General features: G+C 73.5%; 19 protein-coding genes. 5 read left to right on the top strand and 14 right to left on the bottom strand.

Annotation, left to right across the window (positions count from 1 at the left end):
- Positions 1-205 precede the first annotated feature (205 nt).
- The 4 genes from AB0G74_RS10370 to AB0G74_RS10355 form a co-directional block, all read right to left on the bottom strand.
- Entirely contained in the window at positions 206-1,135 is a 930-nt protein-coding gene (locus AB0G74_RS10370) for an arginase family protein (protein WP_361142979.1), read from the bottom strand.
- Between the two features lie 31 nt (positions 1,136-1,166).
- Positions 1,167-1,826: a lysophospholipid acyltransferase family protein gene (locus AB0G74_RS10365; RefSeq protein WP_361142977.1), complete on the bottom strand. Its 660-nt coding sequence runs from the start codon at positions 1,824-1,826 to the stop codon at positions 1,167-1,169.
- A gap of 132 nt (positions 1,827-1,958) precedes the next feature.
- Positions 1,959-2,537, bottom strand: coding sequence for a GNAT family protein (locus tag AB0G74_RS10360; RefSeq protein ID WP_361142974.1), 579 nt, complete (start codon positions 2,535-2,537; stop codon positions 1,959-1,961).
- Between the two features lie 79 nt (positions 2,538-2,616).
- Complete coding sequence (locus tag AB0G74_RS10355; RefSeq protein ID WP_361142972.1) at positions 2,617-2,892, bottom strand: LapA family protein; 276 nt, start codon at positions 2,890-2,892, stop codon at positions 2,617-2,619.
- A 144-nt stretch (positions 2,893-3,036) separates the two neighbouring features.
- On the opposite strand from AB0G74_RS10355, the gene AB0G74_RS10350 reads away from it, so the two are divergent.
- Together AB0G74_RS10350 and AB0G74_RS10345 are read left to right on the top strand one after the other, a co-directional pair.
- Positions 3,037-3,783, top strand: coding sequence for a GntR family transcriptional regulator (locus AB0G74_RS10350; RefSeq protein ID WP_361142969.1), 747 nt, complete (start codon positions 3,037-3,039; stop codon positions 3,781-3,783).
- Positions 3,784-3,871: 88 nt separating this feature from the next.
- Positions 3,872-4,942, top strand: a complete 1,071-nt coding sequence (locus AB0G74_RS10345; RefSeq protein ID WP_361142967.1) for an adenosine deaminase — start codon at positions 3,872-3,874, stop codon at positions 4,940-4,942.
- Between the two features lie 283 nt (positions 4,943-5,225).
- Here the strand turns inward: AB0G74_RS10345 and AB0G74_RS10340 are convergent, their stop codons facing one another.
- The 8 genes from AB0G74_RS10340 to AB0G74_RS10305 form a co-directional block, all read right to left on the bottom strand.
- Entirely contained in the window at positions 5,226-6,203 is a 978-nt protein-coding gene (locus AB0G74_RS10340) for an LD-carboxypeptidase (RefSeq protein ID WP_361142964.1), read from the bottom strand.
- A complete protein-coding gene (locus tag AB0G74_RS10335; protein ID WP_361142961.1) occupies positions 6,200-8,236 on the bottom strand; it encodes a prolyl oligopeptidase family serine peptidase in 2,037 nt (678 codons plus the stop codon). Before AB0G74_RS10335 ends, AB0G74_RS10340 begins: the two co-directional genes overlap by 4 nt.
- Positions 8,237-8,259: 23 nt before the next feature.
- Complete coding sequence (locus tag AB0G74_RS10330) at positions 8,260-9,612, bottom strand: M20/M25/M40 family metallo-hydrolase (RefSeq protein ID WP_361142959.1); 1,353 nt, start codon at positions 9,610-9,612, stop codon at positions 8,260-8,262.
- A complete protein-coding gene (locus tag AB0G74_RS10325) occupies positions 9,605-10,447 on the bottom strand; it encodes a M55 family metallopeptidase (RefSeq protein ID WP_361142957.1) in 843 nt (280 codons plus the stop codon). Before AB0G74_RS10325 ends, AB0G74_RS10330 begins: the two co-directional genes overlap by 8 nt.
- Positions 10,448-10,579: 132 nt before the next feature.
- Positions 10,580-11,371 (bottom strand): class I SAM-dependent methyltransferase, encoded by a 792-nt coding sequence (locus AB0G74_RS10320; RefSeq protein WP_361142954.1) that lies wholly within the window; start codon positions 11,369-11,371, stop codon positions 10,580-10,582.
- A gap of 192 nt (positions 11,372-11,563) precedes the next feature.
- Entirely contained in the window at positions 11,564-14,242 is a 2,679-nt protein-coding gene (locus AB0G74_RS10315) for a SpoIIE family protein phosphatase (protein WP_361142951.1), read from the bottom strand.
- Positions 14,243-14,457: 215 nt separating this feature from the next.
- Positions 14,458-16,938: an MFS transporter gene (locus AB0G74_RS10310; protein WP_361142948.1), complete on the bottom strand. Its 2,481-nt coding sequence runs from the start codon at positions 16,936-16,938 to the stop codon at positions 14,458-14,460.
- An 801-nt stretch (positions 16,939-17,739) separates the two neighbouring features.
- The gene (locus AB0G74_RS10305; protein WP_361142945.1) at positions 17,740-18,192 is read right to left on the bottom strand and encodes an SRPBCC family protein; all 453 of its coding nucleotides are present in this window, start codon (positions 18,190-18,192) and stop codon (positions 17,740-17,742) included.
- 192 nt (positions 18,193-18,384) lie between these two features.
- Here AB0G74_RS10305 and AB0G74_RS10300 point away from each other — a divergent pair, with 192 nt between their 5' ends.
- Together AB0G74_RS10300 and AB0G74_RS10295 are read left to right on the top strand one after the other, a co-directional pair.
- Complete coding sequence (locus tag AB0G74_RS10300; protein WP_361142943.1) at positions 18,385-19,440, top strand: Rv2578c family radical SAM protein; 1,056 nt, start codon at positions 18,385-18,387, stop codon at positions 19,438-19,440.
- 125 nt (positions 19,441-19,565) lie between these two features.
- Complete coding sequence (locus tag AB0G74_RS10295) at positions 19,566-20,114, top strand: GNAT family N-acetyltransferase (RefSeq protein WP_361142940.1); 549 nt, start codon at positions 19,566-19,568, stop codon at positions 20,112-20,114.
- A gap of 7 nt (positions 20,115-20,121) precedes the next feature.
- Here AB0G74_RS10295 and AB0G74_RS10290 read toward each other — a convergent pair whose 3' ends face one another.
- Positions 20,122-21,645, bottom strand: a complete 1,524-nt coding sequence (locus AB0G74_RS10290) for a helix-turn-helix transcriptional regulator (protein ID WP_361142937.1) — start codon at positions 21,643-21,645, stop codon at positions 20,122-20,124.
- A gap of 256 nt (positions 21,646-21,901) precedes the next feature.
- On the opposite strand from AB0G74_RS10290, the gene AB0G74_RS10285 reads away from it, so the two are divergent.
- On the top strand, positions 21,902-22,492 hold the full coding sequence (locus tag AB0G74_RS10285) for a hypothetical protein (protein ID WP_361142934.1): 591 nt from the start codon (positions 21,902-21,904) through the stop codon (positions 22,490-22,492).
- Between the two features lie 633 nt (positions 22,493-23,125).
- On the opposite strand, the gene AB0G74_RS10280 is transcribed toward AB0G74_RS10285, so the two are convergent.
- On the bottom strand, positions 23,126-23,716 hold the full coding sequence (locus AB0G74_RS10280) for an adenylosuccinate lyase (protein WP_361142932.1): 591 nt from the start codon (positions 23,714-23,716) through the stop codon (positions 23,126-23,128).
- Positions 23,717-23,874 lie beyond the last annotated feature (158 nt).

The following is a 23,874-nucleotide window of genomic DNA, read 5'->3' as shown; positions in this document are numbered from 1 at the left end:
AATGGGGGGACCCCCAGCGCCCCTGAGCACCTCCACCTGCCCCTGCCTTGTGGAGTAAGCCCGGCTCCGAGGCCAAGGCCCTCCTCGGGAGCGGTGGTCGGGAGGGCCGGGGCGCTGGGATCCGAGCAACCCACGACCGCCTGCGGACCGCGGACGAACTTCAGCCGCCGAGCGTTCCGGGGCCGAGCAACCCCACGGGAAGCCGTCAGCCGGTCGCGGCGGCCCCGAAGCGGCCCGACGTACCGAACGCGTGGACCACTGTGTCCGTCAGGACGTCTCCCGCCGCGCCGTCCGGGTCGCGGTCCGGGTCGTAGATCGTCACGTTCATGCCGACACAGTGCGGCGACGCCAGCAGCGCCGTCAGTACCGGGGCGAGTTCGTCGGGCCGCAGCCCGTCCGGGTCGGCGCTGTCCACCGCGGGCATCACCGCCGGGTCGAGGACGTCGGCGTCGAGGTGGAGCCAGAAGCCGTCGACGACCTCCGTCCCCAGGCTCGTCGCCACGGCCTTCGCCGCGTCGGCCGGGCCCAGTCGGCGCAGTTCGCCGACGGTCAGGGCCGGGATCCTCAGCTCCGCGAACTCCGCCAGGTCCTCGTCGCCGTCCCTGATGCCGATGAACCGGATGTCCTCGTCGCGCAGATAGGGCTTTCGGCCCTCCAGGTCGGCGAGGTCGTCCTGGCCGCGTCCGGTGGCGATGGCGACCTCCTCGCCGCCGGACGCGCCGATGCTGTCGGCGGGCGAGTTGCCGAGGTGCCGGAAGTCCGCGGAGGCGTCGACGGCGACGAGTCCGTAGTGGCCGACCCGGCGCAGCGCGAGGGACGCGCCGAGCTGGATCGAGCAGTCGCCGCCGAGGACGAGGGGGAACCGTCCGGCCCGGATGTGCTGTTCGATCCGGTCGGCGAGGCGGGGGGTGTACTCGGCGACGGCCGCGGCGTTGAACACCCCGTCGCCGGGCCGCCAGTCGCCCAGGTCGTAGCGGGGCGGCACGACGACCCCGCCGTCGGTGGCGCCGATCCGCCGGACGATGCCCCGGTCGCGGAGCGCCCCGGCGAGCTTGTAGCAGCCGGGGACGACTCCCGGCGCGGGCGGCCGGAGACCGAGGTTGGAGGGGGCGTCGATGACCACGATGTCGTCCATCGGGCCATCCTCGTCCGCGCGGGCGCCCGGCTCAAGCCGGTCGCGAAGACCGGCCCGCGTGATCGGCCGCCGTGCGCCAGGCCCGGGTGACGGCCGCGTGGGCTTCCGCCGTGGCCGCCTTCGTATCGGCCGGGAGCCGTAGCGGCGTACCGATGTGGACATGCAGCCGGGGGCGGCGTACCGGCGCCGTGAGCAGGCCCGCGACCTGCTTGGGGACCGTACCGGACGTTACCCGGCGGGCGCCCGCCTGGCCGACGGGGACGACCGGCGCCCCGGTGAGGGCCGCCAGCCGGGCGGGGCCCGAGCGGAACGGGCCCGGTGGCAGCTCCCCCGAATCGGGCCGGTCCGCGATGCCGCCCTCCGCGTAGACCAGCACCACCCGGCCGCTCGCCAGGACCGCCGCCGCGTCCTCCACGGCCCGGGCGGCACGCCGGTCGTGCCGGTAGACGCGGATATGGCCGCCACGGGTGAGCACGGCACCGAGGAGGGGAATCCGCCACAGCCCGGCGGCGGCCATCACGACGGGTTCGACACCCCGGCCCCGCAGGGCGGCGAGGACCACGGCTGGGTCGGCGAGTGACGTGTGGTTGGCGACGACGAGGCTCCCGGGGGCGACGACGGCACCCGGGTCCGTCGTCACGGACAGCCGTCCGACGGCGGGTATCAGGGCGCCCGCGAACCGACTGAGCATGAGGGGTCCTTCCGGGATCCGGCCGGAAACGGCCTGCGGTGACGTCCCTCATCCTGGGGCGGCCGACGGGCGCCGCGCCTGAGTGCGCGTACTCAATCCGCCTCGTCCGCCCGATCGGCCGCCGCGAGGTCGTCAGCGGGCCGGGAGCATGTCCGAGGTGATCGCCCAGCGCTCGTGGTCGCGCCACGCGCCGTCGATGAAGAGGAAGTCGGGCGAATAGCCCTCCAGCCGGAAACCGGCGCCGCGTACCAGGGCGATGGACGCGGTGTTGCCGGGCTGGACGTTGGCCTCCAGACGGTGGAGGTCCAGCGCCGGGCCGAAGGCGTACGCGAGGACGAGGCCGAGGGCCTCCCGCATCAGGCCGCGCCCGGCGGCGTGCGCGAAGGCGCCGTACCCCAGCGCTCCGCTGCGGAACGCGCCGCCGACGATGTTGTTGACGGTGATGAAACCGGTGATCCGCCCGCCGTCGTCCGTGCGGCCGGCCGCCGTGTCCGTGCCGCTCCCGGTGGTCTCCCGGACGAGGAAGCCCGCCCGGCCGGGCTCCTCGGTGAACCGGGCCGCGTACCGCGCGTACTCCTCCGGGGTGCGCGGCGGGAAGAGCCAGGGGTGGTGCAGGGCAGTGGAGGCACGGGCGGCCGCGGTGAACTCGTCGGCGTCCGAGGCGGTGAACGGGCGGAGCGAGACCCGGGGGCCGGTGGCGAGAGAGGGCATCGGGCCACCCTGCGGCCCGCGCCCGGTGCCGGTCAACCGGAATCAGCGGTGGCGCCGGGCGGCGGTACGCGGCCGGGGGTCACCGGGGTGAGCGGCGGCGGAAGAAGAGCGCCCCGCAGAGCGCCCCGATCACAAACATCAGCAGCAGCGCCAGATACAGCGGCATGGTCACCAGCGGGATGATCAGCCGGATCCGGACCTGCTCGGTGTTCTCGGCCATGAAGACGATCGCGAGGACCAGAAGGACGACGACGGCGGTCCGCGCGGGGGTGAACCAGTCGCCGACCCGGCCGCTCCTGCCGCCGCTCCTGCCCCTGCCCCTGCCCCTGGTACGGGGCGCGTCCTTGGGATTCATGGCACCAGAATGGCCGCGAGCCGCCCCGGGGACGCGTCGGCGGAGTCCGAACGGGTGACACGCCGAAGGCGGCACCTCCCCCTCCGCCCGGCCGCTGTCTGACAAGCTGGCGGCTGTCATCATTCCCGATCGAGGAGGAGCAGCGTGACGAGCAGCCGACGGCAGCGCCGCCCCGTCGTCGTCCTGTACGAGCGGATCGCGGAGGCGATCAACCAGGGCGTCTGGCCGCCCGGCTCCACCCTCCCCTCCGAACCCCGGCTCGCCGCCGAGCTGGGCGTCAGCCGCCCCGCCCTGCGGGAGGCGCTGCTGCTGCTCCAGGAGGACGGACTGCTGTCGGTCCGGCGCGGAGTGGGCCGTACGGTGAACGACGCGCCGCCCCGGCGCGGCTACGAACACCTCCAGCCGCTGGAGGAACTGCTCACCCCCGGCACGGCACTCCGGGTTCGCCCGGTCGCCAGGACAGAGGAGGAACCCACCGACTTCTCCACCCAGCATCTGCACGCCCCGGCCGGAACGGAACTGCGATTCTGGGAATCTGTGCTGGTCACGGATGGGGTCTCGGCGGCGCTCAGCCAGGAGTGGGCGGCCCCCGACAGCGTTCTGGAGTCGGCGCACCCCACCTTCGCCCGCGCGCTGCGCGAACCGTCGGCCCCCGAGGGGTCGATGCTCGCGACCCTGCTGGCGGCCTCCCGCGAGACCCCGCTGACCGGCCACAGCGGGGTGACGGCGACGCTTCTCGGCGAACGCAGGGGCGAACAGCTCGACCGCCCGGCGCAGACCCCGGCGGTCCTGGTGACCCAGGTCGTCCGGGCCGGTGACGTCCCCGTACTCGCGGCCAAACACATGCTGCCGACCGGGTCCCCGGCACTGCCCGTACTCCAGTCCGGCTGAGCCGGGGCGCGGCACGGCGGTAGGGCGCTCCGGCCGGTGTGACGTACGCCGGGGCGCCCGGGGTCCGTGTCGCGTACACTCCCACCGCATGCACTTGTCTGACATCCTCCGCGCACCCAAGGTGGTACTCCACGACCACCTCGACGGCGGCCTGCGCCCCGCCACGATCATCGAGCTGGCCCGGGAGTGCGGCTACCGCGAGCTGCCCACCGAGGACCCCGCCGAGCTGGCGGTCTGGTTCCGCGACGCCGCGGACTCCGGCTCCCTGGAGCGCTATCTGGAGACCTTCGCCCACACCTGCGCGGTGATGCAGACCCGGGCCGCACTGGAGCGGGTCGCGACCGAGTGCGCCGAGGACCTGGCCGCCGACGGCGTCGTCTACGCGGAGATCCGCTACGCCCCCGAACAGCACCAGGAAGCCGGACTCACCCTCGACGAGGTCGTCGACGCGGTGAACGCGGGCTTCCGCGAGGGCGAGCGCCGCACTGGCGGCCGGATCACCGTACGGGCGCTGCTCACCGGAATGCGCCACACCGACCGGTCGCTGGAGATCGCCGAACTCACCGTCGCCCACCGCGACCGGGGCGTCGCGGGCTTCGACATCGCGGGCGGCGAGATCGGCAACCCGCCCGCGCGGCACCTCCCCGCGTTCCAGCACCTGCGGCGGCACAACTGCCACTACACCATCCACGCCGGTGAGGCCGTGGGCGCGGAATCCATCCACGAGGCGGTGCAGATCTGCGGCGCGGAACGGATCGGACACGGGGTCAGGATCACCGACGACATCACCGTCCACGACGACGGTACGGCGACCCTCGGCGCGCTCGCGGCATACGTCCGCGACAACCGCATCGCCCTGGAGATCTGCCCCACGTCCAACCTTCAGACCGGCGCGGCCAAGGACTACGCGACCCATCCGATCGACCTGCTGCGGCGGGCGGGCTTCCGGGTCACCCTGAACACGGACAACCGGCTGGTCTCCGGGACCACCATGAGCGACGAGTTCGCCCACATGGTGACGGCGTTCGGCTACGGCCCCGAGGTCTTCGAGGAGTTCACGGTCGCGGCGGCGGAGTCCGCGTTCCTTCCGCTCCCGGAGCGTCGCCGCCTGATCGACGACGTGATCCGGCCGGGCTACGCGGCTCTCGCCTCCCGCTGAGGGTCGCCTTGTCCCTGGGGCCGTGAGTGGTTCCCACCCGCCATCGCCACCCGCGCCCCGGTGGTCGGCTTGTCTCGCAGTTCCCCGAGCCCCTAATTGCCTCTCCCCGGCACCGCCCCTGAAAAGAGGCCCGCCTCTCCGCGAGGGCGAACAGGAGAGCACCCCAGGTGGCGCTGGGGGTCCCCCCATTGCCGAAGGCATAGGGGGTGGAACTCCGAGACAAGCGACCCGCGGTCCGCGAACAACGGCAGGTCGCGGGCCGGGCGGCGGCGGGCACTTCGGGCTACAGGAGCGCCGGGGTGTCCAGGGTCAGGGTGGATGCCTCCGGGTCCGCCGAGAGTGTGGCGGGGACGCCCAGGGGGATCGTCAGGTTCGTCGGGCCGTGGCCGAAGCCGAGTTCCTCGACCACGGGGATACCGAGACCGCCCAGCCGGTCGCGGAGGATCTCGCGGAGGTGGTCGTAGGGGCCGCATTCCGCCCAGGAGCCGAGGGCGATGCCCGTCGCCCCGTCGAGCCATCCGGCGCGCAGGAGTTGGGTGAGGATGCGGTCGATCCGGTAGTCGTCCTCGCCGACGTCCTCCAGGAGGAGGAGTCCGCCGCCGGTGCCGGGGCGGGCGTGCCGGGTGCCGAGGTCGGCGGCGAGGATGCTGGCGCAGCCGCCGAGGGTGATGCCGCGGCCCCGGCCGGGGACGAGCGCGCGGGCGGTCGGCAGGCCGAGGGTGAGCCGGGATTCGGGTTCGAAGAGGGTGGCGCGGAGGGATTCCCGGGTGGCCTCGTCCTTGAGGAAGGTCATCGCGCCGGGCATCGGACCGTGGAGCGTGGCGAATCCGGCGCGTACGGCGATCGCCTCGTGCAGGGCGGTGATGTCGCTGTATCCGGCGAAGACCTTGGGCCCGGCGGCCCGGATCGCGGCCCAGTCGACGAGGTCGGTCATGCGCTGGGCGCCGTAGCCGCCGCGGGCGCAGAACACGGCGGCGTACGACGGGTCGCACCATGCCTGGGTGAGGTCGGCGGCGCGCTGTTCGTCGGTGGCGGAAAGGTAGCCGAACCGGCGGTGGCTACCGCGGACGTGCGGCATCACGACGGGCAGCAGGTCCCAGCCGCGCAGTACGCCGAGGCCCTCGTCGAGTACGTCGTCGGGGACGGGCCCGCTGGGGGCGACGATGGCGACGCGGTCGCCGGGCCGCAGCCGCCGGGCTCGGGCGAGGGGGCGCAGGTCGGGCCCGGCGGCGGGGTGGGCGTGGGGGTTCAGCCCGGTCATGGGGTCAGCTCCAGCGGTGGGACGTCGGGCCGTTCGAAGCCGAAGGTCCGGGCGTACAGCGACAGCTCGGCCTCCAGTGCGCGGATCATGGTCTCGGCGCGCCGGAAGCCGTGGCTCTCGCCGGGGAAGGTGAGGTACGCGTGGGGGACGCCGCGTCCGGCGACCGCGGCCAGCAGCCGTTCGGACTGTTCCGGGGGGCAGATGGCGTCGTCCAGTCCCTGGAGCAGCAGGAAGGGCGCGGTGATCCGGTCGGCCCGGTGCAGGGGCGACTGTTCGCGGTAGCGGTCGGGTTCGGAGTCGTACGGTCCGATCAGGGATTCGAGGTACTGGGATTCGAAGTCGTGGGTGCCGCCGGTGCGCCAGACGACGGGGTCGAGTACGGGGTAGGAGATGGTGGCGCAGGCGTAGGGGAAGGCGTCGGGCCTGCCGAGGGAGGCGGTCGCGGTCCAGCCCCCGGCGCTGCCGCCGCTGATGGCGATCCGGTCGCCGTCGGCGGTTCCATCGTCGGCGAGGGCGTGGGCGACGGCGGCGCAGTCGGCGACGTCGACCAGGCCCCAGGAGGAGCGGAGCCGTTCGCGGTAGGCGCGTCCGTAGCCGGTGGAGCCGCCGTAGTTGACCTCGGCGACGCCGATGCCGCGGGAGGTGAGGTAGGCGACTTCGAGGTCGAGGGCGACGGGGTAGCGGCCGGTGGGTCCGCCGTGGGCCCGTACGACGTAGGGCGGGCGTTCGTCGTCGGGGGCGCGGTGGCCGGGGTTGCGGGGCGGGTGGACGACGGCGTGGATCTCGCGCCCGTCGGGGCCGGTGAAGGTCCGGGGTTCGGGGACGGGGTAGTACGCGGGGTCGACCGGGTCGTGGTGGGCGGCGCCGACGACCCGGGTGTGGCCGGTACGGGTGTCGAGTTCGACGATCTCGTAGCCGCGGCCGGGTCCGGCGGCGACGCCGGTGACCCGTTCGCCCCAGGCGACCAGGTCGGGGGCCCATTCGGTCCAGGGTCCGGGGGTTTCGGCGAGTTCGCCGGTGGCGGGATCGAGGATGCCGAGTCCGGTGGTGCCCCGGCCGTGGACGACGGCGATCAGTCCGTCGTCGAGGGGGGCGAACCAGCGGAGGCCGACCTTCCACAGGGCGCCGCCGAACTCCTCGTCGCGGTCGGCGCAGAGGACGGTGGCGGGTCCTTCGCCGCCTTCGCCGTCGAGGTCGAGCCGGTGGGGCCGCCACCAGCCGCCGCTGTCGGAGGAGTAGAGCAGGGCTCCGTCGGGGGCCCATTCGGCCTGGCAGACGGATTCCTCGGGGCCTCCGGCCACGGTTCGGGTCCCGGTGATCCGGCCGTCGTCGGTGATGTCGCCGACGAGGAGTTCGGTGCCGTCCCAGGGCATCCGGGGGTGGTCCCAGACGAGCCGGGCCAGCCGTCGGCCGTCGGGGGAGAGCCGGGGTCCGGTGGTGAAGCGGTGCCGGTCGTCGGTGAGTTCGCGGACGGCCGTACGGTCGGCGGCGGCGGAGCCGTCGAGGGGGACGGCGGCGACGGTCCGGCGGACGTCGGTGGGCGCGTCGCCGGTGGACTCCTCCAGGACGCACCAGACCTCGCCCCGCGCGGGCAGGATCACGGGGTCGGCCCAGCGCAGTCCGTCGCCGGTGCCGGAGAGGGGCGTGAGGGGGCGCGGTTCGGTGCCGGGCGTGCCGGGGTCGTAGGCGTAGAGCCGCTGGTCGGGATGGTGGACGAAGACGACGAGGGTCCGCCCGTCGGGTCCAGTGGCCCCGGCCCAGGGCCGGCCGCCGTATTCGATGACCCGGCTGCGGACGTTCCACGGGGCGGGGAGGACGGTCTCCTCGGCGCCGTCGTCGGCCCGGCGGCGGACCAGGGCGCGGCGGCCGCCCTCGGCGGGCCGGGGCGCGGTCCACCAGAGTTCGTCGCCGACGGCGCCCAGGTACTCGGGCCGGCCGTCGTGGGCGGCGGCGAGGTCGGCGCCGACGGGGGACGGCCAGCTGCCGTAGGGGGCGGTGGTGACGGTGGTGGCCGGGTCGGGTACGGACGTCATGGCGGGCCCCTTCCTCATGGTCCTCACGCCGACCGGAGGTAGTGGTCGAGGACGTCGACGCCGAAGTGGAGGGCTTCGACGGGGACGCGTTCGTCGACGCCGTGGAAGAGGGCGGCGTAGTCGAAGCCGGGCGGCAGCTTCAGCGGGGAGAAGCCGTAGCCGGTGATGCCGAGCCGGGAGAACTGCTTGGCGTCGGTGCCGCCCGCCATGCAGTAGGGGATGGTGTGGCCGTCGGGGTCGAAGTGTTCGACGGCGGCGCGCAGCTTGGCGAAGGTCGGCGAGTCGACCGGGGCCGTCAGCGGCACTTCGCGGTGCTGGAACCGCCATTCGACGTCGGGTCCGGTGAGCCGGTCGAGGGTGGCGGCGAACTCGTCCTCGCCGCCGGGCAGCATCCGGCCGTCGATATGGGCGGTGGCGTGCCCCGGAATGACGTTGATCTTGTATCCGGCGGAGAGCATCGTCGGATTGGCGCTGTTGCGGACGGTCGGTTCCACGAGGGCGGCGGCCCGGCCGAGCCGGGAGACCAGTTCGTCGGGGTCGAAGCCGTCGGCGTGGGGGTCGGCGTCGATGCCGTAGAGCCGGGCGAGTTCGGCGAGGGCGGCGCGTACGGTCGGGGTGAGCCGGACGGGCCACTCGTGCTCGCCGATCCGGGCGACGGCGGCGGCGAGCCTGCTGACCGCGTTGGACCGGTTGACCTTGGAGCCGTGTCCGGCGCGGCCGTGGGCGGTGAGTTCCAGCCAGGCGGTGCCGCGTTCGCCCGCGCCGATCGGGTAGAGCGTCATGCCGTTGTCGGCGTGGAAGCTGAAGGCGCCCGATTCGCTGATGCCCTCGGTACAGCCCTCGAAGAGGGCGGCGTGCCGGTCGGCGAGGAATCCGGCGCCGTCGACGGCGCTGGCCTCCTCGTCGGCGGTGAAGGCGATCACGATGTCGCGGCGGGGGGTGACCCCGGCCCTGGCCCAGGCCCGGACGACGGCCAGGATCATCGCGTCCATGTTCTTCATGTCGACGGCGCCCCGGCCCCAGACGACACCGTCGGCGACCTCGCCGGAGAAGGGGTGGACGCTCCAGTCGGCGGCTTCGGCGGGGACGACGTCGAGATGGCCGTGGACCAGCAGGGCGTCGGCCGTGGGGTCGCTGCCCGCGATCCGGGCGACGACGTTGGTCCGGCCCGGGACGCGTTCGAGGAGTACGGGTTCGAGTCCGGCGGCGGCGAGCCGCTCGGCCGCGTACTCGGCGGCGGGCCGCTCGCGGCAGTCACCGCCGCCCCGGTTGGTGGTGTCGATCCTGATCAGCTCGGAGGTGAAGGTCACCACCTCGTCGTAGGCGGTGGCGTCCACGGGGGACGCGGTCATGGTGGTGGTGGCCCGGTCAGCCATACTGCTCCTCCGTCGCGGCCGAGACGACGGTCGTGACCGCCTTGAACGTCCTGATGGCCTCGTACATGGTCGGACTGGTGTACGCGACCCTGCGCTCACCGGGCGCGCCGCTGGGCTCGACTCCGGGGACGACGGTCGCGGAGCCCGCGAGATGTTCGGCGTCGAACTCCAGCTCGACGGTGAAGGGCCCGGCGGCGACCGGGTCGCGGCGGACCGCGAGCGCCGTGGCCTCCTTGGCGGCGGCCCGGATGTCGGCGGCGGTCCTGGTGGGTGTCCGGCAGACGGCCGCGTACCGGGATACGTAGTCCTTGACGGCCACGGTACGGGCCTCGGGCGCGTAGCCCCCGGCGTCGACGCAGGTCAGATCGTCGCCGGTGACGAGGACGACGGGGACGCCGTACTCGGCGACGACATGCGCGTTGAGCCAGCCCTCGCTCGCCCGGTCGCCGTTGAGCCAGACCCCGGTGATGGAGTTGGCGAGATAGGTATGGGCGAGGACGCCCTCGGTGCCCGCGCCGGTGTGGTAGCCGATGAAGGCGATACCGTCGACGTCGCCGTGCTGGACGCCCTCGACCATGGCGAGGGCCTTGTGGCGGCCTGTGAGCATCTGGACCCGCTCGTCCAGCCGCTCCAGCAGCAGATTGCGCTGGGTCCAGTGGGCCTCGTTGACGAGGACCTCGTCGGCGCCGCCGTCGAAGAATCCGAGCGCCGCGGCGTTCACGTCCGAGGTGAACATGGAGCGGCAGCGCTCCCACTGGGGCGTGCCGGGCAGTACGTCCGCCGGCCAGGTCACTCCGGTGGCGCCTTCCATATCGGCGCTGATGAGGATCTTCATGGCTCAATCTAACCGCACGGGGTCAAGCCCCGCGGAGCGGTCCCACCGGGCGCGCCCCGGCCGGTCCCGGGCGGCCCGCAGGGCGGGCGCGGGGCCGGTCCGGATCCGGTCCGGGGCTCTTACCAGGCCAGGTCAGCGGGGGCGGCCCACCACCAGCCAGAGGGAGGGCAGTTCGATCCGGGAGCCGTCGGGCTCGTACTCGGTGGTGGTCAGCGGCAGCTCGCCGCCCGCGAGGACGGTCAGCCCGGCGGCCGTGAAGTAGTCGGCGACATCGGAGTCGGCGACGGCACCCGGCACGATGCCGTGGCGGAACACGGGCCGCAGTTTGGGCGGAGGTCCGGCCGGGGACTGGGCGAGCCGGGCCAGCCGTCGGCCCGCGGCCTCGGCGAGTTCCACGACGAAGGCCCGGCCGCGGTCGCCGACGAGCAGGGCGATGCCGTCGGCGAGGGCCCGGCGGTCCTTGGGGTCGGACTGGTGGAGCACTCCGCGCATATAGACATTGCAGTCGCCGGTCTCGGCGCGGAGGGCGGCGACGGCGTCCTGGTCGGTGGCGTCGAGGACCCGGAATCCGGTCTCACCGGCGGGACCGTCACCGGAGCCGTCGCGACCGGCGGACTCGGCGGAATCCGCCGCGGAGTCGGCAGCGGTCCGGGCGGTTTCGGCCAGGGCGATCGCGGCGGGTGAGAGATCGACCCCGAGTACGCGCGGAAAGCGGTCGGCGAGATAGAAGGTCTGGGTCCCGTTGCCGCAGCCCAGGTCGACCAGGGTGAGCCCGGGGGCCTCGATATGCGGCTCGTACAGGGCGAGATGCTGACCCGCGGTCAGGGCCGGGTCGGCGTCCCAGAACACTTCCCCGGGCTCCTCGCCGGGCACCTCGGCCCAGAACCCTTCCCACGCGTCCCTGTATCTGCTCGTCACGCCCATCGAACAGCTCCCCCCATCGTTCCCGGGTCGACCGGTCGGCCCGCGGTCGGCTCGCAGCGCCGGGCGCCGGGGCACGGCGCCATGATCGGTCTATCGCGCCGGGCCGGGCACGGCAAGTACGAAGACCACACTTTCGTACGATTTCTCCGGCGTGACGTGTCCTGGCGGCGGTCGGCCGGATGAACGGACGGCCTATCCCAAGGCGGTCTCGAACCAGACGGTCTTGCCGTCCCGGGTCCGGCTGGCGCCCCACTCCCGGGCCAGAGTGCTGATCACCCGCAGCCCCCGCCCGGCCTCGTCGCCGGGACCGGCGTCCCGGAGCGCCGGGAGGGTGTGGTCCTCGTCGTAGAGTTCGCACAGCAGGGTCCCCGAGCGGACCAGTCGCAGTTCGGCGCGGCGCCCGGAGGCGTACCGCACGGCGTTGGCGACCACCTCGCCGACCAGCAGTTCCACCGTTTCCGTGATGGCGTCGAGGCCCCAGTGGCGGAGCTGGCCTCGGACCAGCCGCCGGGCGCGGGCGGCCTCGCGGGGTTCGAGACCCAGCTCCCAGACGGCGACCGACTCGGCGGGGACGCCGTTGAGCCGGGCCATCAGCAGGGCGACGTCGTCCTTCCGGCCGCCCCGGGTGTTCAGGGCGCGGATGATGGTGTCGCAGGCGTCGTCCATGGACGCGGCGGGATGGGCGGCGGACTCGCAGAGGGTGGCGAGTCCGACGCCGATGTCCTCGCCGCGCACCTCCACCAGGCCGTCGGTGCACATCACCAGCCGGTCCCCGGGCGCGACCCGGATCCGGCGGGACTCGAAGGGCACCCCGCCGACGCCGATCGGCGCGCCGGTGGGCAGCTCCAGCAGCTCGCTGGAGCCGTCGGCGGCGCGGACCAGGACCGGCGGGACATGACCGGCGTTGGCGATCACCAGTTCATGGCCGATGGGGTCGTAGACGGCGTAGAGGCAGGTCGCGAGGTAGTTCTCGCCGAGGCGCTGGGCGAGGTCGTCCAGATTGCGCAGCAGCTGTTCGGGCGGCAGATCGAGGGCGGCCATGGTCTGGACGGCGGTCCGCAGCTGGCCCATCATCGCGGCGGAGTTCAGCCCGTGGCCCATGACGTCGCCGACGACCAGGGCGACCCGGGAGCCGGGGAGTTTCACCGAGTCGAACCAGTCGCCGCCGACCCGGCCGAGGAGGGTGCCGGGCAGATAGCGGGTGGCGATGTCGCATCCGGCCAGCCGGGCCGGGACCTGCGGCAGCATCGAGTCCTGAAGGGTCTCGGCGACATTCTCCTGGTAGGTGTACATCCGGGCGTTGTCGAGGACGAGACCGGCCCGGGCGGCGAGTTCGGCGCCGGTGACCCGGTCCATGTCGTTGAAGACGGTACGTTCGGGATGGCGCAGCAGGATCATGAAGCCGAGCACCACATTGCGCGCCTTCAGCGGGACCACCAGCATCGACCGGCCGTTGATCAGCGGCCGGATGTCCCGCTTCTCGAACTGGGACGCGATGGCCGTCCCCATCTGGTCGCTGATCCTCGGCACCAGCACCGGATGGCCGGTGGTCATGCACTGGAAGAACGGGGTGTGTTCGGGGAAGGGCATGGACTCGCCGACGGGGACGACGTCGTCCCAGCGGCCCGGTTCGTCCACATGCTCGATGGCGACCCGGTGCCAGAGGGTGGTGGCGTCCGGCGGGCCGTCGGGGAAGCCCTCGCCCGCGACGACCTGCTCCCTGAGATAGGTGCCCGCGACATCGGTGAACCGGGGTACGACGGCGGCGCTGACCTCGTGGATCGTCCGGGCCAGATCGAGCGACGAGCCGATCCGGCCGCTGACCTCGTTGAGGAATTCCAGCCGTTCGCGGACGGCGGCGTATTCGAGGTCCTCCGCGAGATCGGCCCTGGCGTCGGCGTCGAGGGTGTGGCCCGCGGCGAAGGCCGCCTCGGCGACCCGGCGGCGGGCCCGGCGCTCGGCCCGCCGGGGCACACCCCAGTCGGGGGTGACGGGTACGCGGTCGTGGTGGCTGAACTCCAGGACCGGATAGCCCAGTTCGAGGATCTGGGAGACGATCCGGGTCGCCTCGGTGACGCTCATGCTGGGCAGAATCTCGGGGAGCCGCCGGGCGAGTTCGTCGGCGCCGGGGAAGTCGGTGTGCCGGGCGAATCCGGGGGAAACCCGATCAACGCCGCCGACGCCGTCACCGCCGCGGTCGTCTTCGGTGAACTGGGCCGCGTCGGCGGCCAGTACGATCATCCGCTCGGGGCCGGGGCCGACCATGGGATAGGCCCACCACAGCACGTCGACGGGGTCCCGGCCCGGGTCCGAGAGCCGGGCCCGGCCCGCGGTGGCGTACGAGGTACCGCCGGTCAGGGACGCGTACAGACCGGGGCCGATCTCGTCGGAGCCGTCGAGATCTTCGAGGCGGTCGGGGTCTTCGGGACCTTCGATTCCGATGGTGGTGTCAGCGGCGTCGGCGATGTCAGCAATGCCGGTGGTGTCGCCGGTGCCCGTACGGGACGGAGCGCCGGGGCCGCCCGGGGTGCCGTCGCCGGGTCGCTGGGCGGGGATCGGTCCGGTCCGCCCCGTACCGCCGTCGCGGACGGCGACCCGCTCGAACGCGCCGGTGCCGCCGAACTCCCCACCGGGGGACAGCGCCGCCCGATACGTGTTCCGGTACGCGTCCGGCGCCAGCGCCCCGCCGACCGGCAGGAGATCGGTCGCGGGCCTGCCGACGGCCTCTTCGCGACCGTGCCCGAACAGCCGTCGCGCACCGGTCGACCAGTGGGAGACCCGGCCGCCGCCGTCCACGACGACCACGGCCAGCGGAATCCGGCCGTCCACGGCGTACTGCCGCGGCGCTGTCGGCGGAACGCCACTGTCCATGGCTGGCTGGCTCCTTCCCCGCCGCGGGGGTACGCGGCCTGTGACCACCGTACGGCGCGTGGCACTCGGTGCGTGGCGCAACGGCCGAATAGGTCGTGCGCCCGCGCGAATCCGGCGGACGACACACCCTTGCGGATCCGTCGTCGCGGGTGGGGGCGGGCGCGCGACGACCCCGCCCGGTCACCGGACGGGGTCGCGAAGGCGGCCGGAACGGGTCAGTCCGCGTGGCCGAGTTGGAGATCGCGTTCGGTCCGGCCACCACCCGCCATCTGGAGGACCGTCGCCACCGGCGGGTACCCGGCGGCAATGACCGTGTACTCGCCGGACGACAGGTCCACGAAGCGGAACGTGCCGTCGGGGCCGGTCGTCAAGGTGTCGACCACGTTCCCGGCCGCGTCCAGCAGGGTGACCCTGGCCTCTTCGACGGGCCGGCCGCCCCCGGCGCGCACGGTGCCCCGCAGTACCGCGCCCCCGGCGAGTTCGACGTCCTGCCGGGTCTCGCGGGACGCCTGCACACTGACCATGAGCGCGGCCGGGCGGTACGCCGGGGCGCTGGCGGCCAGGGTGTACTCCCCCGCCACCAGTTCGGTCATCACATAGCCGCCCTCGCGTCCGCTGCGGGCGGTGGCGACGACGTCCCCGCGGACGTCGGTGAGGGTGACGGTGGCGTCCCGGACCGGAATGCCGTCGGCGGTCCGGACCGCTCCGGCGAGCCGTCCCGCGCCGCCGAGCACCACATCGAGGTCGACCGGGCGCTCCCCGACGGTGACGGTGACGGCCTGCGGCTGGTGCCCGCCCGCAGCGGCGATCATCACATACGACCCCGGCCCCGGCACGCTCAGCGCGTACCGCCCGTCGTCCCCGGAGGCGCCCCGGCCGATCTGCTGCCCGCGGACGTCGATCAGCGTCAGCGCCGCGCGGGGCACGCTGGAGCCGTCGTGGTGCTGGACGGTGCCGCAGACCGGGACGCCGAAGGCGGACGACGACGGTACGGGCGCGCTGCGGGCCGGGGGCACGGCGACGGCGGGGGGCGCGTACGGGAAGCTCTCGGTGATCCCGGCGGGCTCGGTGGTCTCGGCGGTGGGGACGTTCTGGGACACCAGTGGTTTCTCCTTGAGGAAGCAGGCGATGAGGAGGCCGAGCAGCAGGACGGGCACCAGATAGAGGAAGATCCTCGGCATGGCGTCGGCGTAGGCGGCGATATACGCGTCGCGGACCCCGGGCGGCAGACCGTGGACCAATTCGGGGGTAACCGACTCCGGTTCGATCCCGGGCGGCAGGCCGGTACCGCCGGGCAGCCGGTCGGCGAGGGCGTCGGTGAGCCTGGCCGCGAACAGGGTGCCGAAGACGGCGGCCCCGACACTGCCGCCGATCTGCCGGAAGTAGGTACTGGCGCTGGTGGCGGTGCCGAGATCGGCGGGGCGTACCGAGTTCTGGACGGCCAGGATCAGTACCGGGATCACCAGTCCGACGCCGACCCCGAGTACGGCCTGTCCGACGCTGTACTCCAGCCGGGAGGTACCGGCCTCCAGCCGGGACAGCAGCCACATGCCGACGGCCGAGATCAGCCCGCCGAGTACGGGGTACTTGCGGTAGCGGCCGGTACGGCTGGTGAGTTGCCCGGCGACGATCGAGGCGATCACCAGACCGCCCATCATCGGCAGCATCAGCAGCCCCGACTCGGTGGCGGACGCGCCGTCGACCATCTGGAGAAAGGTCGGCAGATAGCTGCCCGCGCCGAACAGGGCGATCCCGATCACCGCGCCGACCAGGCCGGTCACATTGAAGACGGAGTCCCGGAAGAGCCGCAGCGGGATGATCGGTTCGGGGGCGTACGCCTCCACGACGACGAAGAGCAGAGTCGTTACGGCGGCCCCGGCGGCAAGACCCAGGATCGTCGGCGACCCCCAGGCGTACTCGGTACCGCCCCAGCTGGTGAGCAGGACGAGACAGGTCGACGCGGCGGCCAGCAGTACGGTCCCGAGCACGTCGAGCCGGGCCCGGCCGGTCCGTTTCGGCAGCTTCAGTACGACGGTGACGACGAGCAGGGTCACCAGGCCGAACGGGACGTTGAAGTAGAAGCACCAGCGCCAGGAGACATGGTCGGTGAAGAAGCCGCCGAGCAGCGGTCCCGCGACGGAGGCCACGCCGAACACGGCGCCGATCAGCCCCATGTAGCGGCCCCGGTCCCGGGCCGGGACGATATCGGCGATGATCGCCTGGACGCCGATCATCAGACCACCGGCGCCGACGCCCTGGAGGGCACGGAAGGCGATCAGCTGGTCCATCGTGCGGGACCAGCCTGCCAGGGCCGAGCCGATCACGAAGACGACGATGGCGAACTGGAAGACGCCCTTACGGCCGAAGAGGTCGCCCAGCTTGCCGTAGACCGGCAGGGTGATGGTGGAGGTCAGCAGATAGGCCGTCACGGCCCAGGACATCCGGTCCAGACCCTGCAACTCGCCGACGATCTTCGGCAACGCGGTGGCGACGATCATCTGCTCCAGCGCCGCGAGCAGCAGGGCGAGCATCAGCCCGAGGAAGACGAGGCGGATCCGGCGGGGGCTGAGGCCCGGGGCGCCGTCCGGGCCGCCGTCCGGGCCGCCGGGCCCCGGTGGTGGTACGGGCGGCCCGGGCCCGCCGGAGAGAACCGGCGGTACGGCCTGCCCGCCCTTCACCAGAGTGCTGCCGCCCACGTCCTCGCTCCCCTCGATCGGCGCCGCGTTCCGCGCGGGCGCCATTCTGGGGTGGCCGACCGGAGCCGTACGACGCGGTTGACGGGCCGCCCGGCCCCCGCGCCCACGTTCGACGTCCATGTGTCGGGGCGCCGAGCAGGGCCTTTCGAAAAGCGCCCCGGGAGAGGCGGTGCACATCCGTTTCCCCCGAACGGGGGACCCCAGCGCCTCGGCTTTTTCGGGTACCGCCCCGATACCCGGTCCGCGCCCGGCGACCGGGGCGTTGTCGGCGGTCTGCGGACCGTCTGTGGCTGTTCGCGCAGTTCCCCGCGCCCCTAAATGCTCTCCCGAGCACCGCCCCTGAGGAGGGCACCGGCCTCAGGGCTGCCGGGCTCCCTTCACAAGGAAGGGGCAGGCGGAGGTGTTCAAGGGCGCGGGGAACTGCGCGACAAGCCACGGCCGGTCCGCAGACCGCAAACAACATCAGGCCGCCGAGCGAGACCCGGGTTTTCGGGCAGCAACCCGGAGAGCCAAGGCGCTGGGGGTCCCCCCGTCGCCGAAGGCACAGGGGGCGGAACTGCGCGACAAGCCACGGCCGGTCCGCAGACCGCAAACAACAGCAGGTCGCCGGGCGGGACCCGGGTTTTCGGGCGGCAACCCGGAGAGCCAAGGCGCTGGGGTCCCCCGAAAACACCTGCCGCGGAACTGCGCGACCAGCCACAGGCGGGCCGCAGGCCACCCGGCGCGGCGGGGCTCGTAGGGGCGAAAAGGGCCGCGCCCCGGGCCGAGGGGGCTCCGGGGCGCGGCGCGGTCGGTGGGAGATCAGGCGGCGCCGGACTCGGTCTCCGCGGCGAGGCGCTCCAGCACACCGTCGTAGATCCGGGCCAGCCCCTTCGGCGCGAACGTGCGCTCGAAGAAGCCGCCGATCCCGCCCGCGCCGTTCCAGACCGATGTGACGACGGCCTTCGACTTGCCCTCGCCCGCCGGAGTGACGGTCCAGGTCGTCACCATCGAGGAGTTGCGGTCCTTCTCGACCAGCTGGCCGTCCGTGGGCTCGGTGACCTCCAGCAGGCAGTCCCGGACACGCTTGCTGGTCGCCTGGAGCCGCCAGTGGACGAGGGTGCCCTCGCCGTCGCCGCCCTCCCGGACCTCGTACTCGCTGAAGTGCTCGGTCAGAAGCTTGCCGCGGCTGTTCTCGTAGTCGGCCAGGGTGTCGAAGACGGTCTCCGCCTTCGCCGCGATGATCCGTTCCGTGGTGGCCTCGACCTGCGCCATTGCCGTTCCTCCAGCCTTCGGTACTTCCGGGGGTGGCGCTAGCCAACCACCTCGCCCGCGCGGGCCCAAATCCGGGGTCCCGCCGGGGCCGCGCCATCGGGCGCCGGGCGGCGTGCCCCGCGGCCCGCCCCCGGCGATCATGGGAACACATGTTCTATTGTGTTGTTCGAGCACCACCGAGGAGGCCGACCGATGCGCTGGAACCACCTGGCCGAAGAACCCGACCCCGCCGCGGGGGCCGTGAACCCCGCCCTGTTCGGTACGTCCGCGGTGACGACCCGCACCTTCGACACCCCCGAGTTCCGGGGGATCACCTTCCACGAGGTACGGGCGCGTTCGATCGTGAACCGGGTGCCCGGGGCGTCCCGGATGCCGTTCGAATGGACGGTCAACCCGTACCGCGGCTGCTCGCACGCGTGTGTCTACTGTTTCGCCCGCAAGACGCACGGCTATCTCGACCTCGACACCGGGATCGGCTTCGACTCGCAGATCGTGGTGAAGGTCAACGCCCCCGAACTGCTCCGGCGCGAGCTGTCGTCCCGCCAGTGGCGGGGCGCGCATATCGCCATGGGCACCAATGTGGACTGCTACCAGCGGGCGGAGGGCCGGTATCAGTTGATGCCCGGCATCATTGAGGCGCTGACGAACCACGCCAATCCCTTCTCGATCCTCACCAAGGGGACGCTGATCCTCCGCGATCTGGACACGCTCCGGCGCGCCGCCGATGTCACCGAGGTCGGGATATCCGTCTCGGTCGGCTTTCTCGACGCCGAGCTGTGGCGCACCGTCGAACCCGGCACCCCGGCCCCCGAGCGCCGGCTGGACGTGGTCCGGACCCTCACCGCCCGCGGCCTGGGCTGCGGGGTGCTGATGGCGCCGGTGATCCCGTTCCTCGGCGACCGCCCCGAGCAGTTGCGCGCCACGGTCCGGGCCATCGCCGAGGCGGGCGCGGTCTCGGTGACCCCGCTGGTACTGCATCTGCGGCCCGGCGCCCGCGAGTGGTTCATGGCCTGGCTGGCCCGCCACCACCCCGGACTGGTCGCCCGGTACGAGCGGATGTACGCGGCCGGGGCCTACGCCCCCACGTGGTACCAGCGGCGGATCACCCGGCAGGTGCACGAACTGGCCGCCGAATACGGCATCGGGCCCGCCGGACGGGGCGCGTCCCGCCGGATCGCCCCGCCGCGGCCACCGGTCCCCGCCCCGGAGGCCGCGTCCGCCGGGCCGACCCAGCTCACCCTGCTGTGAGACCGCCGCCCGCCCCGCGCCGGGTCCCCTTCCCCGTCCTTCCCGCCGTCCCCGTGCCCCGTCCAGGCCCCGGAACCCCGGTAATCCAGTGGCTCACCCGGCCGCGTCCGCGCGAGGATGCCGGGATGGGTACGAACCTCCTGATCAGGGCACTGACACCGGACGACTGCGGGGCGGTGGCCGAGATCCGGGTCCGGGGCTGGCAGTACGCCTACGCCGGTCTGGTGCCGCAGCCCTACCTCGACTCGATGGACGTCGCCGAGGAGACCGTACGGCTGCGCGGCCTGGTCGCGGGGGCCGCCGACGGCGTCAGCCATCTCGTCGCCGAACGGGACGGCACGGTGGTGGGCTGGGGCTGTACCGGCCCGGCCCGGGACGACGACACTCCACCGGGCGAGAGCGAGCTGTACGCGCTCTACGTCCGCCCGGCCCAGCTCTCCACCGGCGTCGGCCGGGCTCTGCTCACCGAACTCACCGCCCGCGCCGAGGCCGCCGGACACCCCGCGATACGGCTCTGGGTCCTCCGCGACAACGCCCGTGCCCGCCGCTTCTACCAGCGGGCCGGGTTCCGCCCCGACGGCGCCGAGGAGCCGTTCGAAGTGAGCGGGGCCCGGATCCCGGAGGTGCGGTACGTCCGCGATCTCACCCCCGCTACACCGCCCGGGACATCCTGAATACCGGTCAGGAGCCGGGTCGCCGGGCCGGATCCGCGTCGGCGTCGGCGTCGGCGTCTGGACCTTCCGGTCGGCCCGCCGCCGACGACGGGCCGACGGCCGCCGGATCCGGCGTGCCGTCCTGGTCCCCGGCCGGGATCCAGCGCCGGGCCTCCGTGTCGTACTCGTGTACGGGCCGCCCCGCGACCCCGCTGGTACGGAACGGCCGCCCTGCCTCGTCGATCCGTACGACACCCCGGCGCCCGCCGCTCGACCACTCCAGCTCCAGGTACCAGTCGCAGTCGCAGTCCCGCGCGGAGGCCGTGACCAGCAGTACCTCCGGGTCGGACGCCGATACCCGGTACGGGAAGGAGACCGCGGGGATCGGGCCGTTCTCGCCGTACCCCGGCACGGAACGGGCCAGGGGCCGCCGCCGGTCGAGATCCACCGCGAACGTACGGGGCGTCAGCGCTCCCCCACAGCCCCGGTCCATCCGGTACACCCGGCCGGCACCCGGCGGTTCCCGCCGGGCAGCCGTCCGCACCTGGAGGCCGTGCAGGACGACCGCCCGTTCGTCGGTGCCCTGGAGGGTGATCCGCACCCGGGTCTCCCCGCCGTGTACGGCCCCGACCGAGCGGGCCCACTGCGGGGCGTCGGCCTCGACGGGCGGCGGAGGCACGTCCGAGGGCTCCCGGCCCACGAGATAGGCGTGATCGCAGCCGTACGCCCACACGTGCTGCTCGGCCGCCCAGGTGAACGGCGCCCCCTTGACCGGGGTACGCCCTCCGGAGTCGGCGGGCCCGTCAACGGCGCCGCCGCTGTTCGTGCCGGTGCCGGGACCCGGCGATGTGCCCGGAGCGCTCTTCGTACCGCTACCACCGGCACTGCCGACGGCTCCGGACGCCGATCCGGTGGCCGGTGACTTCGACGGGCCCGTCGACGGGTCTGTTGACGGGCTTGTCGACGGCACCGCCGACGGACCCGGACCGCCGCGCACGTCCTCGCCCCGCTCCGCCCCGGCCACGGACCGCTCGTCGGGCCGGTTCCCGTACCCGACGAGCCCGACGACGAGTCCGACCGCCAGCACCATCACGACGACGGCGACCCGGGTCCGGCGTACGACACCCCACGGCCGCCGGGTCCCGGCCCGTGGCGGATCCCCGAGGACGACGGTGGCACCGGCCTCGGTCGCGGGCGCGGTGGTCTCCGGCTCCTCCGACGGGGCCGGTACCGGGACCGGTACGACCGGAGGGACCGCGGCCCGGGGCGCGGATGACGCCGCCTCCTGGCGTCGGGTCCGCTCCTCGTCCGCGAGCACCCAGGCCCGGTGGAGGGCGACCAGTTCGTCCCCCGTACAGCCGCTGAACCGGGCGAGCCGTTCGACCGGGGCGAACTCGGCGGGGACCGTCGCGCCCGAGCAGTAGCGGTGCAGGGTGGAGGCGCTGACACCGATCCGGCGCGCGAGAGAGCCGTAGCTCCGCCCCGATCCGTCGCGCAGCTCCCGCAGCCGCCGGGCCAACTCCCCGGCGGCCGGGCCGTCCGGCGTCCCCACGAGCGCCCCACCCTCCCCGCGCGTGCCGCGTATCGCGTTCCGGGGCGGCGTTCCACCCCTCTGCCTTCTCCCACGTCAGCGGGGGTGGAACGGTTCCAGCGGCGCGGAGACTTGTGAACGGGCCGCCGCACTCCCGAAGCTGATGGTCAATCCACGGCGCACCGGCGGCCCGGCGACCAGGCCGGGCCGGGCCGGACCCTCGCGCCTGCACCGATCGAGCGACCTCGATCGACTTCGAGCAAACGGGGATCATCAGATGAAGACGCTTCGCTCCGCCGCCGTGACCACCGCGGCCGTCGGCCTCACGTTCACCTCGCTCTCCTGGGCGAGCGCCGCCCCCGGCCCGGCGTTCCTCGCCGCGTCCCAGCTGCCGCCGTCGCTCACCGCCTGGGCGGCGGGCCCGGTGACGGCCGGTCTCCCGGACGACTTCTGCACCGGCAACACGGCCCCGAAGGCCGCCAGCAAGTACCGCCTGTTCCACACCGAGCTGGACACCAACGCCCGCCAGACCATCACCGTGGCGGCGAGCGAGGCGAAGGCGAAGCAGCTCGTCACCAACCTCCGCAACCGGATCGAGACCTGCTTCGACCGACTGCGGGCCGAGAACCCGAACCTCGACGGCGAGGCGTTCTACTGGGGCGCCCTGCCGGTGGAAGAGGGCGCCCATGTCTACAGCATCGACACCTTCGACCCGGTGGGCGGTGCGAACGACGTATCGCTGTACTCCGTGGGCCGCGACGGCCGCACGGTGACGGTGGTGGCGTGGGGCCAGCTCGGCGACGCGTCGGACGCGGCGGTCAAGGCGTTCCAGAAGACCACGACGACGGCGGTCAACAAGCTCTACTGACCACGCCCCGAGCAGAGGCGCTGGGGGAACCCCAGCGCCTCGGCCCTCCGGCTGAGGTCTACAGCCCCGGGTCCCACCCGGCGGCCTGGTGTTGTTCGCGGCCCGCGCCACCATCGTGGCTGTTCCCGCAGTTCCGCCCCCTATGCCTTCGGCAATGGAGGGACCCCCAGCGCCTTGGCCCTCCAGGTGAGGCCCACACCCCCGGGCCGCGCCCGGCAGCCTGGTCTAGTTCGCGGTCTGCGGACCGTGGTGGGCTTGTCGCGCAGTTCCCCGCGCCCCTGGGTTGCCCCCCTCGTCGCCCTCGTAGCGAGACGACGCCTTCTCAGGGGCGAGGAGCGGGAGAGCATTTAGGGGCGCGGGGAACTGCGCGAACGGCCCACCTCGGCTCGCAGGCGAAACACCTCCGGAGGAGGCACGCCCCCCTGCCAGGAGGGCGCCCCCCTCCCGAAGGGCGGTCGGGAAAGCAACCCAGGTGGCGCTGGCGGTCCCCCATTGCCGAAGGCATCGGGGCGTGCGACAAGCCACAGGCGGGCGGCGGGCCGCGAACAACACCAGGCGGCCGGGCGCGGCCCGGTTCTTCGGGGCGGTGCCCCGGAGGGCCAGGGCGCTGGGGGGTCTCCCCGTGGAGGCGCCTCAGAACGCGGCGGGCCCCCCGGCGGGAGGCGTCCGCGCCAGGGCCGCCTCTGCCGCCGCCGCCAGGGAGGGGTGCGTGCCCGCCGAGGTGAGGACGTCGCGGGCCCGGGCGTCGCCCAGTGCGCCCAGGCCCTCCACACAGGCCAGGGCGAGGCGCCGGTACGGGTCGCCCGGTGCCAGCCGCCGACGGAGGACGGTGATGAGCGCGGGCGCGGATTCCGGGGCCCGGAGCCGGATCAGGAGCCGTACGGGCACCAGCGCGTACGCGACCCGCAGTTCATTGGTGGCGAGTGCCGCCGCCGCTCTCGCCGTCCTCGGGTCGGCGAGTTCGTGGAGCGCGTGCGCCGCCGACGCGCACCGCTCCGGGTCCCGGTGGTTCAGCAGCAGGACCAGCGCTTCGAATGCCCGCCGGTCCCCCGCGCGGCCGAGCCGGAACGCGGCCAGTTCCCGTGCCCACAGCGGCTGCCCCGGCGCGGTGAGGACGGCCGCCAGCTCTTCCTGGTCCACCGTCACGAGGAGGCGTTCGTACTCCGTCGAGCCGCCCGACTCGCGCCGCAGCCGCCGGGCCAGCGACCGTAACTCGTCGTCCATGGTCGAAAGCGTAGCGACGATCCGTGGCGGTCCGGTCGCGGATCGCGACCCAGATCACACCGGAGGGGGCCGCCCGGGGTCTGGCGCGCTCGTTACCCGCCGGTTAACCTCAACTGAGCGGGGATTCCCCGTGATACGCCCTGCGGCGGCCTGGTGAC

It is taken from the genome of Streptomyces sp. NPDC020875 (genome assembly GCF_040641415.1).
GTDB lineage: Bacteria > Actinomycetota > Actinomycetes > Streptomycetales > Streptomycetaceae > Streptomyces.
This window is presented reverse-complemented; position numbering and strand designations above follow the sequence as displayed.